Source organism: Microbacterium sp. R86528, assembly GCF_044596335.1.
In the GTDB taxonomy this organism is placed as follows: domain Bacteria; phylum Actinomycetota; class Actinomycetes; order Actinomycetales; family Microbacteriaceae; genus Microbacterium; species Microbacterium marmarense.
Window position 1 is genome coordinate 1,689,449 of the sequence record NZ_CP138996.1, and the last position, 15,005, is coordinate 1,704,453.

Here is a 15,005-nt window from a genome sequence, read left to right on the forward strand (position 1 = left end):
ACGAACGGGGAGATGCGGTGTGGAGCCAGACCATTGATCCGGTAGGCCAACTGTGGCTGTCGGCCCTGATCGCTGTCATTCCGATCATGGTTTTTCTGCTGTGCCTCGTCGTGCTGAAGATGAAGGGCATCACGGCTGCCCTCATTGCCGTTGGCCTAGAGATCATCGTTGCGATCTGGCCATTCGGCATGCCCCTCCCCTCTGTTGCGGGCGCAGGGCTGCTCGGCATTCTCACGGCGATCTGGCCTATCGCGTACATCATCGTGATGGCGGTGTGGCTCTACAAGCTCACCGTCGCCAGCGGGCGCTTCGACATCATTCGCACAAGCATCTCGGGGGTTTCGCCCGATCAACGCGTTCAAGTGCTGCTGATCAGCTTCGGCTTCGGGGCGTTCCTTGAGGGCGCCGCAGGGTTCGGCGTGCCGATCGCGATCTGTGCTGCTCTGCTGGTGCAACTCGGCTTCAAGCCGGTCAAGGCGGCCATGCTGTCACTCGTTGCCAACGTGGCTGCAGGCGCTTACGGCGCCATCGGTATTCCCGTGATCGTCGGCGCTCAGGTGGGCGATGTCGAGCTGATGGCGCTGTCGGCCCAGATGGTGCTCGTGTTGCAGCTGGTTGCTTTGGCGACGCCGTTCTTGCTCGTGATGATCCTCGACGGCTGGCGCGGTGTTCGTGAGACCTGGCCGATCACTCTTGCAGTGAGTGCCGGCTACAGCGCCGTGCAGGCGGGCATTCTGTTGACGCTCGGCCCTGAGCTTGCCGACATCTTGCCTGGCTTGATCGCCATGGTCATCGTCTTTGTGGTGTGCCGCTCGTGGAAGCCCCGCAACATCTACCGCGAGGGTGGCGGCGAGATCCCGACGCCGGTGAAGCAAGACTTCGGCGATGTCGTTGTCGCGTGGAGCCCGTTCTACATTCTCACCGCGGTGATCTTCGTGTGGAGCATCCCGTGGTTCAAGTCACTGTTCGCAGCAGACGGTCCGCTCGCTTGGCTCGTGTACTCCGTTCCGATCCCCGGTGTGACCGGCGTGATCGTTCCCGCTGGCTCTGATGAGGCAACGACGGCGGCGTGGGCGTTCACTCCCGTCAATGCGACGGGAACGGCGATTCTGATCGCCATTTTGATCACCTTCTTCACCACGCCGCAGTTGAGCGTGAAGGATCTTGGTCAGCAGTTCATCGGCACGATCCGTGAACTGTGGAAGCCGATCGTGCTGATCGCTCTGATTCTCGTCGTCGCCAATATCGCCAACTACTCAGGCGGGTCAGCCAGCATCGGCAACGCGCTCGCCGGAGTCGGCCTCATCTTCCCGCTGTTCGCACCGATCATTGGTTGGTTCGGTGTGTTCATCACCGGCTCGGTGGTCAACAACAACACGCTCTTCGCACATCTGCAGGCTGTCACGGCCCAGCAGATCGGGGTCGATCCGACCCTGCTCGTCGCGGCGAACACCGCCGGCGGCACGGCTGCGAAGCTGGTCTCGCCTCAGTCGATTGCCATCGCCGCGGGCGCGGTGGGGCTCATCGGTCGCGAGGGTGAGATTCTGCGCTCGACGATCAAGTACAGTCTCGGCATCTTGGCCTTCATCTGCGTGTGGGTCATGCTGTTGTCACTCGTGTTGCCCGCGGGCGCCAGCGTAGCGATCGGCTAGCGCTAGACCGACACGGGCGTTGCCTCGGCGTCGGCCTGATCGTCTTCGGTGGCTACGAGCTGACCGCAGGCGCCATCGATCTCTTTGCCCCGCGTGTCGCGCAGCGTGGTCGGAATACCGGCTTCGTTCAGCCGTCGAACGAACTCGTTCTGCACCGGCACCTCAGATGCCGTCCAGATTGAGCCAGGGGTCGGGTTCAACGGAATCGGGTTCACGTGAACCCACCCGCGCCCTCGGTCGTTGAGTTTCTTCGCCAGCAGGTCAGCGCGCCAGGCATGATCGTTCATGTCTTTGATGAGCGCGTACTCGATCGACACGCGTCGGCCGGTTTTGTCGAAGTAGGCACGAGCGGCGTCGAGCGCCTCATCCACTTTCCACTTCGAGTTCACCGGGATCAGCTCGTCTCGAAGGGTGTCGTCAGGCGCGTGAAGTGACAGCGCGAACGTGACCGGAATCTCTTCGGCCGCGAGCTTGTTGATGGCAGGAACGAGGCCGACTGTCGAGACCGTGATGCCGCGCGCGCTCATCCCTAGCCCATGCTTCTTGTCGGTCATCACGCGGATTGCCTGCATCACCCGCGCGTAGTTGGCCAGCGGCTCTCCCATGCCCATGAACACGATGTTCGAGACTCGGTCGAGGCTGTGGTCGGTGCTCTTCTTGCCACCCAGGCCACCGTCTGCGATAAGACGATTGGCGCGCACGATCTGTTCAACGATCTCGGCAGCTGACATGTTGCGGGTAAGGCCGGCTTGCCCTGTCGCACAGAACGGGCAGTTCATGCCGCAGCCGGCCTGCGACGACACACAGAGAGTGATTCGCCCGGGGTAGCGCATGAGCACGGACTCTACGAGGGCACCGTCGTGCAGCTTCCACAAGAATTTGATCGTGTCGCCTCGGTCAGTTTCAAGCCGTTTCACCTCGGTGAGGAGCGGCGGCAACATGCCGTGAACGAGTTCCTCGCGACTGTCGGCAGGCAGGTCGCTCATCTTCGACGCGTCAGAGGTGTAGTGAGTGAAATAGTGCTTCTCAAGCTGGCCAGCGCGAAAGCCGGGAAGACCGAGCTCTTTGACTTTGGCGACCCGATCTTCAGGTGAGAGGTCGGCTAGGTGCACGGGCGGTTTGCCGCGCTTGGGCGAGGCGAACTGCAGAAGCGGCTTGCCGTCAGCATCCTTCTTCTGAGTCCAGCCCTCGGTCGCGGGTCGCACCTGGGGTGTGGAAGCGCCGGTTGAGCGGATGCCGCGATTGGGCGGACGGGTCTCAGTCATACCTTCAGGGTAGGCGACGCGGCTGGCAGGAACTCGTGTAGGCGGCACGCGTGGCGCAGGACCGCCTCGATTCCACCGAGCCTCACCGGTCATCATGATCAGCGGGTGCGTCTCTGGTGGCGTGAGAACGGCGTCGTCGAGGTGCTGGTGGGGCCGTTTCTTCCCCCGTAGCCTCTATCGTGGCTAGGTGGTCCCCCTCGATAGCCTCTTCGCGTTTATGCTCGCGTCGGTCGTGCTGATCGTCATTCCGGGGCCCAGCGTTTTGTTCACCATCGGGCGTGCCCTTGCGCTCGGCAGACGGGGCGGCCTGCTGAGCGTTCTCGGTACCCTGCTCGGCCTGCTCCCGATCATCGCGCTCGTGGCTTTGGGCGTGGGTGGCGTGGTCGCGCGTTCAGAGGTTCTCTTCACGATTGTGAAACTGGCCGGCGCTGGCTATTTGATCTTTCTCGGGGTGCAGGCGTTTCGACACCGCACCCGGGCTGCGTCTGCGACTATCAGCGGCACGATCCCTCGCTCCGCCTGGCGGCAGCTGGGGGAAGGTTTCGTCGTGGGAATCACGAACCCGAAGTCGCTCGCGTTCTTCGTCGCGGTGTTGCCCCAGTTCGTCGACGTTGACGCGGGCTCAGTGCCCTGGCAAATGGCGCAACTCGGCATGGTCTTCTTCATGATCGCGTTGATCTCGGATGGCGCGTGGGCGCTCACCGCCGCGGCAGCGCGCGAGTGGTTTGGAAAGTCACCGAAGCGAATCGAAACTCTCACCGCAGTCGGCGGCTGCCTCATGGTCGTGCTCGGCGTGATTCTGCTCTTCGGTGCCCACTAGCGATGCTGCGGCGCCGCAGCATCCATCATCAAGAGCTCGCCTTCGTTGCTCCTGCCGCGCTCTTGGCGGTCGCTGCGACGAAACCGGCGACACGCACCTTCGATTCCTCGGTGTCGAAGCTCGCGCCGATCGATGCTGCTTCGTCATCGAGGTTCTCGCGGAATGTGCGTTGGCTGCTCGTGCGCACCAGACGCTTGGCTTGGCCGAATGCTGCGGTGGCGTTGCCGAGCCAGAACTGCGCAACCGCCTCAGCGCGTGACGCGATCTCGCCTTGAGGCAGCACCTCGGCTACGAGTCCCCACTCGAGTGCCTCTTGCGCACTCAGCGCACGATCTTGCAACACCAGTTGCAGCGCACGGCGCTGCCCGACAGCCTGGGTGAGCAACGTCGAAACACCGAGGTCGGGCGAAAGGCCGATGTTGGCGTACTTGCACACGAACTTCGACGAGTCTGCGGCGACGATGTAGTCGGCAGTGAGCATCAGGCCGAGACCGCCACCAGCGACAGCGCCCTGCACGGCGGCGACGATGGGTTTGTCAGATTCGACGAACGTGCGAATGCCGTCATGAATGGTGTGCGCCATCTTGGTGACGTCGGCGCCAGTCGCTCCCGAGGTGCCCATCTCGAACACGTCACCGCCGGCGCAGAACGCCGGACCCGCAGCGTCGAGGATCACGGCGCCGACCGAAGAGTCAGTCGTGATCTCGTGTGCAACCTCACGCCACCGAGTGCCCATCTCGAACCCCATGGCATTGAGGTACGCGGGGCGATTGAACGTCACGCGGGCAAGCCCGTCGGCGATGTGGACAATGATCGAATCGCTCATGAGTTCCCTTACTTCGGTGCCATGCGAATTGCGCCGTCGAGACGGATCGTTTCGCCGTTGAGATAGTCGTTGTCGATGATGGATGCTGCCAAGCGCGCGTATTCATCAGGTCGGCCAAGCCGCTGCGGGTACGGCACCTGCTGACCGAGCGAGTCTTGAGCGGCCTGCGGCAAGCCCATCAGCATCGGGGTCTCCATGATGCCGGGGGCAATCGTGTTCACGCGGATGCCATAGCGCGCAAGCTCGCGTGCGATCGGCAGGGTCATCGCGTGCACCCCGCCCTTGCTCGCTGAGTAGGCGGGCTGGCCGATCTGCCCGTCGAACGCAGCAACGCTCGCGGTGTTGATAATCACACCGCGGTCGCCGCTGGCGGTCGGCTCGGTGCGGGCCATGACAGCGGACGCCTGCGAGATGACGTTGAAGGTGCCCACCAGGTTGATGCGGATGATGCGCTCGAAGTCCGCCAACGATGTCGGGTTTCCCTCGCGATCGAGCACCTTCGCTGGCGGCGCGATACCCGCGCAGTTCACGACAATGCGAAGCGGCACGTCTGACGAGGCGGTGGCAACCGCGGCGGCGACCTGCTCGACGTCGGTCACATCTGCGGGGGCGAAGATACCGCCGATCTGCGCGGCGGCTTCGTCACCCGCAGATGAGGCGAGGTCAACGATCGTGACGGCAACGCCAGCGGCTGCGAGCCGCGTCGCGGTGGCAAAGCCAAGCCCACTCGCGCCACCGGTGATGAGGGCAGAAGCACCCGAAAGCTGCATACGTTCTCCTTCGAACTGCGCGGCCCTGAGGGCAAGCCGCGACTGCATCCCACCATACGCGGCACTGCGTTTCACGGCGAGCCTCGGGTGTCATTCAGCAGCCTAAGGCGGAGCGGGCAGCCATCACTCTCGCCCGCCACCGCGACCTCTGCACGTGTCGCGCCGTCTACTCTGGCCCGAGAATGAAGTTCCACGCGCCGGTGGCAATCGCCGCCGTCACCGCGATGACCGCAATCGCCAGGCCTACCGCCATCAGCGCCCACTCACGCCCGCCGAACGTCGATGTGCGCGCCCAGGTTCGGGGGATATCCGAGCCGAAGCCGCGCGCCTCCATGGCGGTGGCGAGTTTGGCGCCACGGCGAATAGACAGCACCAGCAGAGCGAAGGCCATGCCGAAGAACCGTCGCAACCTTCCGCGATCGGCCACCCCGCGTGCCCGTCGAGCGAGTTCGAGCGACCGCCAGTCGTCGATGAACAGCCCCACCATGCGCAGGCCAGCCAGGGCGCCCAGCACAAACCGCGATGGAAGCTTCAGTATCTGGGCGAGGCCGTCAGCTAGATCGGTCGGATCGACGCTCGCGAACAGCACGACTGACGGCAGCGCGATGGCGAGCACGCGAAGGGTGGTCGCCAGCGCCAGGTAGAGCGATCCATCACTCACGGTGATGGCAAACCACTCGAAGTACACCTCGCCGGCGGTTCGGCCATACAGCGCAATCGTGAGGCCAGTCAGTGGTGCAAGCACCCACAGCAACCATGTGCGTGCCCAGAACTCGCGCCAGCCGAGCCCGGCGAACGGCGCAAGCATCAGCTCGAGAACCAGCGCGACTGTGGCCGAGACAACGTCGAGGGTGAGCACGAGTGGCACCGTGATGAGCATTGCGGCGCCGAGCTTTGCCACCGGGTTTATGCGAGCGACGGCGCTCGTGCGCGCGCGGGCGTCGAGCAGGGTCACAGCGCCTTCACCGCCGTTGCCATCTCGAATCGTGTTGCCGCGAGCGCGGCGACGACGTCGGCATCATGGGTGATCGTGACGATCGCAGAGCCTTCGTCGCGCAATCGCGCAAGCAGAGCGATCAGCTCGGCCCACGTTCTCGCGTCCTGGCCGAATGTGGGTTCATCCAACACCAGCACGCGGGGGCGGGTCACCAGTGCTGCAGCGACCGTGAGGCGACGCTTCTCACCACCCGAGAGCGTGTACGGATTGGCGCGCGCGAGCTGTTCGAGGCGCAACCGGGCCAGCACTTCGTCAACGCGCACGGCGATCTCGCCCTCTGGCAGGCCGAGCGCGCGCGGACCGACTTCGAGTTCTGCTCGCACGGTTTTTTCGAGAAGCTGATGTTCAGGATGCTGAAACACGGTGCCGATACGCGTGAGCAGTTGCTTCGATGACCACTTGATGGGTGAGGGGGCAGCCTCGCGCCGAAGGAGTGCACCTGCTGTTAAGCGACCTGCACTCGGAGCAAGCAGACCAGCGACAGTGAGCCCCAGGGTCGACTTTCCCACGCCGTTGGGTCCCGTGATCGCCAGGGCCTCACCCTCGCGAAGGTCGAGCGAGATGTCAGACGCGACCGCCCGCCCTTTCACTCGCGCGACGGTCATATCGTGAGCCGACAGCAGAGCGGGTCCGGGTGCATGCGTGGGCGCCGGCGGAAAAGCCGGGGGGATTCCGGGAACCCACACGCCGCTCGCGGCCAGTTCTCGCCCACGCGCGCTGAGCACCTCTCCCGGGGTTCCGTCGGCGACAACCCCCGCTTCGCCCAGCACGATCACGCGGGTCACCAGCGGCAGCCACACGTCGAGGCGATGCTCGACCACCACGAGGGTGGCGTCTGAGCTCTCTAGCATCGAGGCGACCGAGCGTTGCACCTCGGCAACGCCAGCGGGATCGAGATTGGCTGTGGGTTCGTCCAGTAGCACGAGCCCAGGGCGCATCGCGAGGACTCCGGCGAGAGCCAATCGCTGCTTCTGTCCGCCTGACAGCGCCGCGGTCGAGCGATCAAGCGATCCATTCAAGCCCACCTGATCAAGGGCGCTGCCCACGCGCTGCCAGATCTCGTCACGCGGTACACCCAGGTTCTCGCAGCCGAAGGCGACATCGTCACCCACCCGCGCCAAGATCACCTGAGAGTCAGGGTCTTGCAACACGAGCCCCGCTCGACCGCGAGCTGCCGCCGCGGGCACGCCGTCGATGAGCAGGTCGCCCTCGGCCTCTCCCTCGTCGTCACCACCGAGAACTCCGGCGAGCGCGTGCATGAGTGTGGATTTTCCAGCACCCGACGCTCCGAGCAGCAGCACGCGCTCACCAGGTTCGATGCGAAACGAGACATCACGCAGTGCCCACGCGGCGCGACTGGCATGACGCCATCCCCAGCCGCGTGCGCTCACCGCGGCGGGTCGAATCTCCGACCCGTTCATGCGGCTAGACGCGTTCGCGGGTCTCGCGGCCCGAGGCGAATCGATCGAGCGCACCGGTCGCGGCGATACCGCGGGCCAGAACCCACGACAGCGCTCCCGCGATCACTGCACCCGAGATCAGAGTGCTGATCAGGTACACCACAACGAATTGCAGATCGGCACCGGCGTACCAAAGCACAAGATTGTTGATGCCGCCAGCAAGAGCCGCGCCCATGCCTGCGAGTATGGCCACCGGCAGCGACCAGCGCCGGTAGAAGAATGCCAAGAAGATCAGTTCGGCACCCAGACCCTGAATGAGGCCCGCCTCGAGCGTGAGGAACGCACCCCACGTGTTGCCCACGAGTGTGAGTGCTGACACCGCTGCTGCGAGAAGCTCGGTGTAAAGCGCGGCACCGGGTTTGCGGATGATGAGCGCGCCGAGCACTCCGGCGAACAGCCAGGGGCCATCCAAGAGCCCCTGCAACCCTGGCAACAGCGGCTCAAGCAGCGCGGAAGGTCCCTGGTAGAGCACATTCCAGGCCAAGAAGATCAGGCCGGATGCGACACCGATCACGCTGGCGACGACGATATCGACGACGCGCCATTTCAAGACCCGCTCGGGTGCGTTCGGTGTTCCGCGAGATGCAGAATTGGATGCTGATGTGGACGTGGACGTAGCCATCTATCTCTCCTCCCTGCGCTGGCATTACCCAGATCAGGTTCGACGGTCGAAGCGCGATTCGCTCCCTCTCAGCCCAGCTCGGTGGACTCCCGTGGTTGTGTCGATGAGTATACGCGTCCAGCGGCGAGGTATCTTGATCGGGTGACTGTGGATGACGCTCCGGCCCCGACGCGGCGTTCCCGTCGCACCGCCGAGTTCGAGAATCTGTCATTCGACCGCGACGATGTGCTGGCGGCGCCCCTCGATGATCCGACGTCCAGCGACGAGTCAAGCGCTGTCGACGATTCGCCCGACGTCGCAGATGTGCACTCCAACGAAGCGCTCGACAGAGTGGAATCGACGCCAATCACCGAGCCCGCCGCAACGACTCTGGCACTCACATGGGTCGATGAGTCCTCGATTGCCACTGGCAACCCACCCGCTGACCTCGCGGGAACCAATTCTGGTTACCTTCCGGTGGGCGCCGACCTGCTGGCTGATGCGCCGCGCCGCTCACCCCTGCGGGCGAGCGTTCTCGTGCCGATCCTCGCGGTGTTTCTGGTAGTCGGCGGGTACCTCGCAACAACCTTGCTTTGGCCGCTGTACGCCGTGACCCCGACGATCACCGCAAGCGAGGTTCAGCCGGCCGGTGCACCCGACGCTGCGCCGACATGGCCGAACGAGGGCAGCGCGTCGATCGCTGTCGCGGGGATCCCCGGCGTGCTCGAGTCAACGGGAGAGCTCGATTCGATCGCCAGCATCACCAAAGTCGTCACCGCGCTGGTTGTTCTTGACGAGATGCCCTTGAACGTCGGCGAAGAGGGGCCTTCGTTCTCGTTCAGCTACGCAGACAGTGCGGACTATTGGCAGTATCGCTACCGGGGCGAATCAGCGCTTGATGTGCCCGTAGACGGCAGCCTGACCGAGTATCAGCTGCTCGAAGGCATGCTCATTGGCTCAGCGAACAACTACGCAGACATTCTCGCCAGCAACCTATGGCCGTCTGACGCAGTGTTTGCGAGCGCTGCGAACAGTTGGCTCAGTCTTCATGGCCTCGAAGACATCACAATCGTCGAGCCGACCGGAATCGACGAGGGCAACGTCGCCACACCTGCGGCCCTCATCGCCCTCGCGCAGAAGGCCCTTGCCGACCCGGTCATCGCTGAAATCGTCGCCAAGCAATCGGTCGAACTGCCCGGAGCCGGATTGGTCGAGAACACCAACGATCTACTCTCAGATCCCGGGGTGCTGGGCATCAAAACCGGAACGCTCACCGCGTGGAACCTGCTCTCAGCCAAGACCGTCACAGTTGGCGAAACACCGGTGACGATGTACGCCGCTGTTCTCGGACAGCCTGACAACGACGAGCGACTTGACGTCTCCCGCGCGCTATACGACCAAACCGAGGCAGAACTGCAGCTCGTCCCGTCGGTCACCGCGGGCACCGTCGCTGGGCAGGTTCACACGCTCTGGGCTGAGCCGGTCAACATCATCACAAACGACGATGCCGCCGTGATCTTGTGGAACGGGGATTCAGGCACTGTCAACACGACCTACGCGCTCGACGACTCGCGCATCGAGGGCGAGCCGGTCGGCACTCTAAGCGTCGACGGCCCCTTGGATTCCGCATCGGTCGAGCTCGTCTTGCAGTCTGACGTCGAAGAGCCCACAGCGTGGTGGAGAATCACCCACCCGCTCGAGCTCTTCGGCCTCGCTGACTGATCAGCTCAGGCGAACCGAACGGTCTGCTGCAGTCGGGTTCGCACGTCGAAAACCTCGTTGCCGCCCATCGAACGAGCACCGGTGATTCCGCGGCGCAACACCGCCGAGAGTCCTGACTGGGCGACGACGGCCACCGGCAGCCCCCGCACCTTTCCTATCTCGTCGATCACCTGCACCACGTCGTCATCGGGCAGCACAACGATCGCACCGCTGAACTTCACTCGGGCCGCGCGGGCGGCCGTGCGCATACGTGCCAGCAGATCGCCGATCGGCGCTCCCGACACCGCGTCGCCGATGATCTCGCCGCGCCGCATCTTGATCGCCCCGCCGAAGTCCTCTGACAGCAGTCCGTACAGGCCGCTGGGTCCGAGAACGATGTGGTCGATCTTGACGTCGGGTCTCGCGTCACGCCCCGACGCGTCGACGTCGTGCCAGACGGTGTATCCCATCCCGAGGTCGCCAACGATGCGCGCGGTCGCTTCTTCGGCGAGCGCGTCAGCGAGCAGTCGTCTGATGTGGTGCGGCGCCGAGCGCACGAGAGCCGGGTCGTAGGGATCGGTAAGAGTGACCCCTCTGCCCGCCCACTCGCGGATCAGCGTGAGGTATCGCTCGCGACGCCATCCGCCCGGCTGGCCGAAGGAACGGGCGCGAGGTCTGGTATCGCGCGTTTCGGTCTGCGTTGGGCGCCATCCCGACCACTCCGGGGCGGGTGTCTCGCCGAAACCGTGGCCCCGATCGTAGCTTTGGCGTGCCGCGGCAGTTCCCACCAGTTCCCAGGCGCGCTGCACCTGAATGAACTGCGCCGAGTCGCCGCCGGTGTCTGGATGCGTTTGGCGAAGCCTCAGACGGTAGGCCTTGCGCAGCGTCTCTTCGTCGCAGTCGGGCGGTACTTGCAGAACTTCATAGGCGGAAGCCGAAAGGGGACTGTCGAACACGTCAGCTCCACAGCGCCACGGCCGGGCGATAGTTGAGGGCGGATTCGAGCATGTCAGGGTGAATCTCGCCGAGCGAAGCCGGTTGCCAGCGTGGGGTGCGGTCTTTGTCGATGACCTGCGCACGGATTCCTTCGACCAAGTCTGGCTGGGTCGACGCGAACCAGAGCACAAGTCCGTATTCGGCTTCGAGTGCCTCACGCAGGCTGCCGAGTTGGCGGGCTCGCCTCACAGACGCCAGCGTCACGGTGAGCGCAGTCGGCGAGAGCTCTTCCAGAAGGTCGGCAGTCGTTGCCGCCTGATCTTCGGTGCGCTCGCGCAGTCGCTCGATGATCTCATCGACGGTGTCAGCCGAGAACGTGTCGTCGATCCACTCGCGCGCAGCTTCAAGCTTCGAGGGGGGAGCCGTCTCGTCAAAGAGCAACACCAGTTCGGCGGGGCTCGCGGGATCGGCGCGGGTTTCGAATGCGTCGTAGAGCGCGTGCAAGTGATCTGCGGGCACCAGCTGGTCAGCGAACCCGGCATACAGCGCGTCAGCAGCATCCATTACCCCACTCGTCAGGGCCAAGAACTCGCCGATTCGCCCAGGAGCCTTAGACAACAGCCACGTGCCGCCTACGTCAGGAGTGAAGCCGATGCGAGTCTCAGGCATTGCCAGCTTCGAACGCTCGGTGACGATGCGCAAGCGAGCATGGCCCGCCAACCCCACGCCTCCACCCATCGTGATTCCATCGGCGAAAGCGACGATGGGCTTCGGGTACTCGGCAATACGCGCGTTCAGCGCGTACTCAGCGCGAAAGAACTCGGCCGCATCGTCGATCGCTCCGGAGCTCACCCGCGCGGACAGATCGCGAATATCACCACCCGCACACAGGCCGCGATCACCTGCGCCGTCGATCACGATCAGTTCGACGTCGGTGTCACTCTCCCAGTCATCGAGAACCTTCGCCAAGGCCCGAACCATGCCGATATCGACGGCGTTGATGGCTCTTGGCCTATTGAGGGTAAGACGCCCCACGCCGGCTCGAGTCTGGGTGATCACAGTGGATTCGGACGCTTCGCTCACGAGCGCCACCCTACCCGCGGGAGCTTGGTCGCTTGCGCGAGCACGTTCAGGATCGACTGCCGATGGCACAGTGAAGACGCGTCGAACAACATTTTCGCGCACGAATGGCGAACTTTCCGCAAAGATATGGTGAAGCACTCGCGACGAAGAGGGGGTTCGCATGCCGGATGGACAGGTGCTCGAATTCTCGAGGCTCACCAAGCGTTTCGGAACCATCGCCGCAGTCTCGCGGCTGACTGCTCGCGTCGAGCCCGGACAAGTCACCGGATTTCTCGGGCCGAACGGGGCTGGAAAGACCACCAGTTTGCGCATTCTGCTCGGCCTGGTGCGCGCCAGTGAAGGCACCGCCACAATCGGGGGCAGTGCGTACCGGTCGCTGGCGAATCCGTTGCAGACCGTGGGCGCTGTGCTCGAAGCATCGAGTTTTCACCCTGGACGCTCGGGCGCAAACCATCTGCTGGTCTATGCCCGCGCGGCTGGCCTACCCAAGAAACGTGTCGATGAGGTGCTCGGCCTTGTCGGACTTTCGGATGCTGCAGGGCGCAGCGCGGGAGGGTATTCCCTTGGTATGAGGCAGCGGCTGGGGCTGGCGACCGCGCTGCTGGGAGATCCGGGTGTGCTGGTATTGGACGAGCCGACCAACGGCCTCGACCCCGAGGGCATCAAGTGGATCAGGGGATTTCTGCGACAGCTCGCGCGCGAAGGGCGCACGGTGCTCGTCTCGTCACACCTGCTGGCCGAAGTGCAGCAGACCGTCGATGCACTGGTGATGATCTCGCAGGGAAGGCTCGTGTTCCAGGGCCGACTGGACGAACTCACCGACCCGGCGGAATACACGACCGTCGTCGACGCGCCCGATCGTGCCGCACTGACAGATGCGCTGCGTTCGGCGAATGTGAGTTTCGACGTGTTGCGCAGCGGCTTGACTGTCTCTGGACTCGATGGCTCTCAGGTCGGCCAAGTTGCCGCGAATGCGGGCATCGCTCTATCGTCGCTGCACCGGCGCGGCCCGGCGCTAGAAGAGGTGTTCCTCGAGCTGGCAAACGGCACTCGCACGCACCCGAGCGCTGACGGAACCGTCGCGACGGGTGAAGCCGAAGAGCGTTCGGCTGGCACAGAGCCGCCACCAGCGCCCGAAGGCGAAGTAGCGCCAGAACCAGAACCAGAAGCCGAACCAGAAGCCGAAGCCGAAGCCGAAGCAGACCCCGAACCCGGAACCGGAACCGGAACCGGAACCGAACGGGAGTCAGAGCCCGAAACAGACCCCGAACCCGAACCCGAACGGGAGGCAGAGCCTGAACCCGAACGGGAGTCAGCGCCCGAACCCGAGCCTGAACTCGAACCCGAGTCAGATCTCGACCCACCCGAACCGTCCGACGACGATCGCCCGTGGGAAGACTACGTTCGCACCGATGCTGATGAAGAAGCTGACGCCTTCTTCTCATCGTTCGACGACGCGGGCCGTCTCTCGCGCGACGACGAGGGTGAGGCCACCCGATGAGTCTCATCGCGGCCACCCGCTCCGAAACCACAAAGCAGTTCTCCACCTCAATGTGGTGGGTGCTCGCGATCGTGTTCGTGCTCTATGTCGGCTCGAGCGCGGGGGCACTCGGATTCGTTTTCGCGGCATCTGCGTCGGGCTCGCTCCCCGGTGAAGCGCCGCAGCTGCCCGCATCCGAGATCGCGCCCGTTCTCTACAGCGCCGCGACCTCTTTGGGCTATGTCTTTCCGCTGCTGATCGGAACGCTGCTGGTCACCGGTGAGTTTCGCCACAGAACACTCACCCCCACTTTCCTCGCGGTGCCGCGCCGCGGCCGCGTGCTCTGGGCGAAACTGATCGCGAGTGTTCCGCTGGGCGTGTTGTACGGAGCGTTGGGAGTAGTCGCCACCGTGGGGCCCTCGGCCGCGCTTCTTGCCGCGTACGGCCTCGACACTGAGCTCGATTCGATCGACACGTGGGCGATGATCGGCCGCATGATGATCGCCACCCTGTTGTGGGTGTTCGTGGGAATCGGTGTCGGCTCGCTTGTGCGCAATCAGGTGGGTGCGATCGTGGGAGTTTTGGTGTTCACCCAGTTCATCGAGCCGATCGCGCGTACCGCGGCCGCTTTCGTCGAGGGCATGACGGCGGTTACGCAGTATCTGCCGGGAGCCGCCAGCGATGCTCTCGTCGGGGCCAGCATCTTGACAATGGCAGCCCCCGGCGGCACGGGCGAAAGCCTCGAGTGGTGGGCTGGCGGGCTCGTTCTGCTCGGGTACGCGGCCGCGCTGCTCGCGCTCGGCGCACTAGTCAGCTGGCGTCGTGACGTGAGCTGAGCTGAGCTGAGCTGAGCTGAGCTGAGCTGCAGGCTAGGCCTCGGAATCAGCGATCGGCGCTTTGGGTTGACGAGCGCGGGGCTTCTTCTCGACGACGGTCGGTATTGTTCCCGTCTCAGCCGCGATCACCGTGACCTCCGTGCGCTCATCACCGGCGTCGACGCGAAGCGACTGAACGAGCTCTAGCCCGTGCCGAGTGGTGAGAATGACGCGCTGAAACTCGGGGTGCCCCTCGAGGTCGATGACCACTCCCGGGCGGTGCCGACGCACAACCACAAAGTCATCGGCTGCAGTCGAATGCCAGGTGCCCATGGCAACCACCCCGCGCAGATGCGTTCCAGGGCTGGGTACTCCGCGAAGCCACATCCAGGCGTCGTCGATCAGCTGCACTTTAACGATCGTCGACCGCTCGATCGCCACGTTTCCTTTGTAAAAGGCCATGAGGCGCTCCGCGCCGCTCAGCACGACTTCGAGTCGCGTTGAGTCAAGGAACAGAGTCACCATGCACCTATCCTGCCAGCGTCGCGCGAAAGATTTGAGGCATTTTGCTCTCAGGAAGACAACGATCGTGCGAACCC

14 protein-coding genes and 1 riboswitch are annotated in these 15,005 nt (G+C 64.2%); of the genes, 5 read left to right on the forward strand and 9 right to left on the reverse strand.

The window, feature by feature from the left end; all coding sequences use genetic code 11:
* The first annotated feature begins 17 nt into the window (after positions 1-17).
* Positions 18-1,652 (forward strand): L-lactate permease, encoded by a 1,635-nt coding sequence (locus tag SJY18_RS07845; RefSeq protein WP_396667152.1) that lies wholly within the window; start codon positions 18-20, stop codon positions 1,650-1,652.
* A 2-nt stretch (positions 1,653-1,654) separates the two neighbouring features.
* Here SJY18_RS07845 and rlmN read toward each other — a convergent pair whose 3' ends face one another.
* Positions 1,655-2,917, reverse strand: a complete 1,263-nt coding sequence (gene rlmN, locus SJY18_RS07850; protein WP_396667153.1) for a 23S rRNA (adenine(2503)-C(2))-methyltransferase RlmN — start codon at positions 2,915-2,917, stop codon at positions 1,655-1,657.
* Positions 2,918-3,104: 187 nt separating this feature from the next.
* Between rlmN and SJY18_RS07855 the strand changes: the two genes are divergently transcribed.
* Positions 3,105-3,737 carry a LysE family translocator gene (locus SJY18_RS07855; protein ID WP_396667154.1) on the forward strand — a complete coding sequence of 211 codons (633 nt, stop codon included), beginning with the start codon at positions 3,105-3,107 and terminating at the stop codon, positions 3,735-3,737.
* A gap of 28 nt (positions 3,738-3,765) precedes the next feature.
* Here the strand turns inward: SJY18_RS07855 and SJY18_RS07860 are convergent, their stop codons facing one another.
* From SJY18_RS07860 to SJY18_RS07880, 5 genes are all read right to left on the reverse strand, one after another.
* The gene (locus SJY18_RS07860; RefSeq protein ID WP_396667155.1) at positions 3,766-4,563 is read right to left on the reverse strand and encodes an enoyl-CoA hydratase/isomerase family protein; all 798 of its coding nucleotides are present in this window, start codon (positions 4,561-4,563) and stop codon (positions 3,766-3,768) included.
* An 8-nt stretch (positions 4,564-4,571) separates the two neighbouring features.
* Complete coding sequence (locus SJY18_RS07865; protein WP_396668896.1) at positions 4,572-5,333, reverse strand: SDR family NAD(P)-dependent oxidoreductase; 762 nt, start codon at positions 5,331-5,333, stop codon at positions 4,572-4,574.
* A 166-nt stretch (positions 5,334-5,499) separates the two neighbouring features.
* Positions 5,500-6,288, reverse strand: a complete 789-nt coding sequence (locus SJY18_RS07870) for an energy-coupling factor transporter transmembrane component T (protein WP_337336508.1) — start codon at positions 6,286-6,288, stop codon at positions 5,500-5,502.
* On the reverse strand, positions 6,285-7,751 hold the full coding sequence (locus SJY18_RS07875; protein ID WP_396667156.1) for an ABC transporter ATP-binding protein: 1,467 nt from the start codon (positions 7,749-7,751) through the stop codon (positions 6,285-6,287). Before SJY18_RS07875 ends, SJY18_RS07870 begins: the two co-directional genes overlap by 4 nt.
* 4 nt (positions 7,752-7,755) lie before the next feature.
* Positions 7,756-8,412 carry an ECF transporter S component gene (locus SJY18_RS07880; RefSeq protein WP_337336510.1) on the reverse strand — a complete coding sequence of 219 codons (657 nt, stop codon included), beginning with the start codon at positions 8,410-8,412 and terminating at the stop codon, positions 7,756-7,758.
* Positions 8,406-8,515, reverse strand: a riboswitch (TPP riboswitch). It overlaps the preceding gene by 7 nt.
* 38 nt (positions 8,516-8,553) lie before the next feature.
* Between SJY18_RS07880 and SJY18_RS07885 the strand changes: the two genes are divergently transcribed.
* Positions 8,554-10,113 carry a D-alanyl-D-alanine carboxypeptidase family protein gene (locus tag SJY18_RS07885; protein ID WP_396667157.1) on the forward strand — a complete coding sequence of 520 codons (1,560 nt, stop codon included), beginning with the start codon at positions 8,554-8,556 and terminating at the stop codon, positions 10,111-10,113.
* Between the two features lie 5 nt (positions 10,114-10,118).
* Here the strand turns inward: SJY18_RS07885 and SJY18_RS07890 are convergent, their stop codons facing one another.
* On the reverse strand, positions 10,119-11,048 hold the full coding sequence (locus tag SJY18_RS07890) for a DnaJ domain-containing protein (RefSeq protein ID WP_337336512.1): 930 nt from the start codon (positions 11,046-11,048) through the stop codon (positions 10,119-10,121).
* A 1-nt stretch (position 11,049) separates the two neighbouring features.
* Positions 11,050-12,111: an enoyl-CoA hydratase/isomerase family protein gene (locus SJY18_RS07895; protein WP_396667158.1), complete on the reverse strand. Its 1,062-nt coding sequence runs from the start codon at positions 12,109-12,111 to the stop codon at positions 11,050-11,052.
* A 160-nt stretch (positions 12,112-12,271) separates the two neighbouring features.
* Between SJY18_RS07895 and SJY18_RS07900 the strand changes: the two genes are divergently transcribed.
* Both SJY18_RS07900 and SJY18_RS07905 read left to right on the forward strand, forming a co-directional pair.
* Positions 12,272-13,612 carry an ABC transporter ATP-binding protein gene (locus SJY18_RS07900; RefSeq protein ID WP_396667159.1) on the forward strand — a complete coding sequence of 447 codons (1,341 nt, stop codon included), beginning with the start codon at positions 12,272-12,274 and terminating at the stop codon, positions 13,610-13,612.
* A complete protein-coding gene (locus SJY18_RS07905; protein WP_396667160.1) occupies positions 13,609-14,427 on the forward strand; it encodes an ABC transporter permease in 819 nt (272 codons plus the stop codon). Before SJY18_RS07900 ends, SJY18_RS07905 begins: the two co-directional genes overlap by 4 nt.
* A 33-nt stretch (positions 14,428-14,460) precedes the next feature.
* Here SJY18_RS07905 and SJY18_RS07910 read toward each other — a convergent pair whose 3' ends face one another.
* Positions 14,461-14,931 carry a hypothetical protein gene (locus tag SJY18_RS07910; RefSeq protein ID WP_396667161.1) on the reverse strand — a complete coding sequence of 157 codons (471 nt, stop codon included), beginning with the start codon at positions 14,929-14,931 and terminating at the stop codon, positions 14,461-14,463.
* Positions 14,932-15,005: the final 74 nt, after the last annotated feature.

What these genes read in the sequence shown, in the direction of transcription:
- SJY18_RS07905 (WP_396667160.1), top strand. Translation starts at nt 13,609, where the DNA reads ATGAGTCTCATCGCGGCCACCCGCTCCGAAACCACAAAGCAGTTCTCC.
- SJY18_RS07865 (WP_396668896.1), bottom strand. Translation starts at nt 5,333, where the DNA reads ATGCAGCTTTCGGGTGCTTCTGCCCTCATCACCGGTGGCGCGAGTGGG.
- SJY18_RS07880 (WP_337336510.1), bottom strand. Translation starts at nt 8,412, where the DNA reads ATGGCTACGTCCACGTCCACATCAGCATCCAATTCTGCATCTCGCGGA.
- SJY18_RS07900 (WP_396667159.1), top strand. Translation starts at nt 12,272, where the DNA reads ATGCCGGATGGACAGGTGCTCGAATTCTCGAGGCTCACCAAGCGTTTC.
- SJY18_RS07875 (WP_396667156.1), bottom strand. Translation starts at nt 7,751, where the DNA reads ATGAACGGGTCGGAGATTCGACCCGCCGCGGTGAGCGCACGCGGCTGG.
- SJY18_RS07910 (WP_396667161.1), bottom strand. Translation starts at nt 14,931, where the DNA reads ATGGTGACTCTGTTCCTTGACTCAACGCGACTCGAAGTCGTGCTGAGC.
- SJY18_RS07860 (WP_396667155.1), bottom strand. Translation starts at nt 4,563, where the DNA reads ATGAGCGATTCGATCATTGTCCACATCGCCGACGGGCTTGCCCGCGTG.
- rlmN (WP_396667153.1), bottom strand. Translation starts at nt 2,917, where the DNA reads ATGACTGAGACCCGTCCGCCCAATCGCGGCATCCGCTCAACCGGCGCT.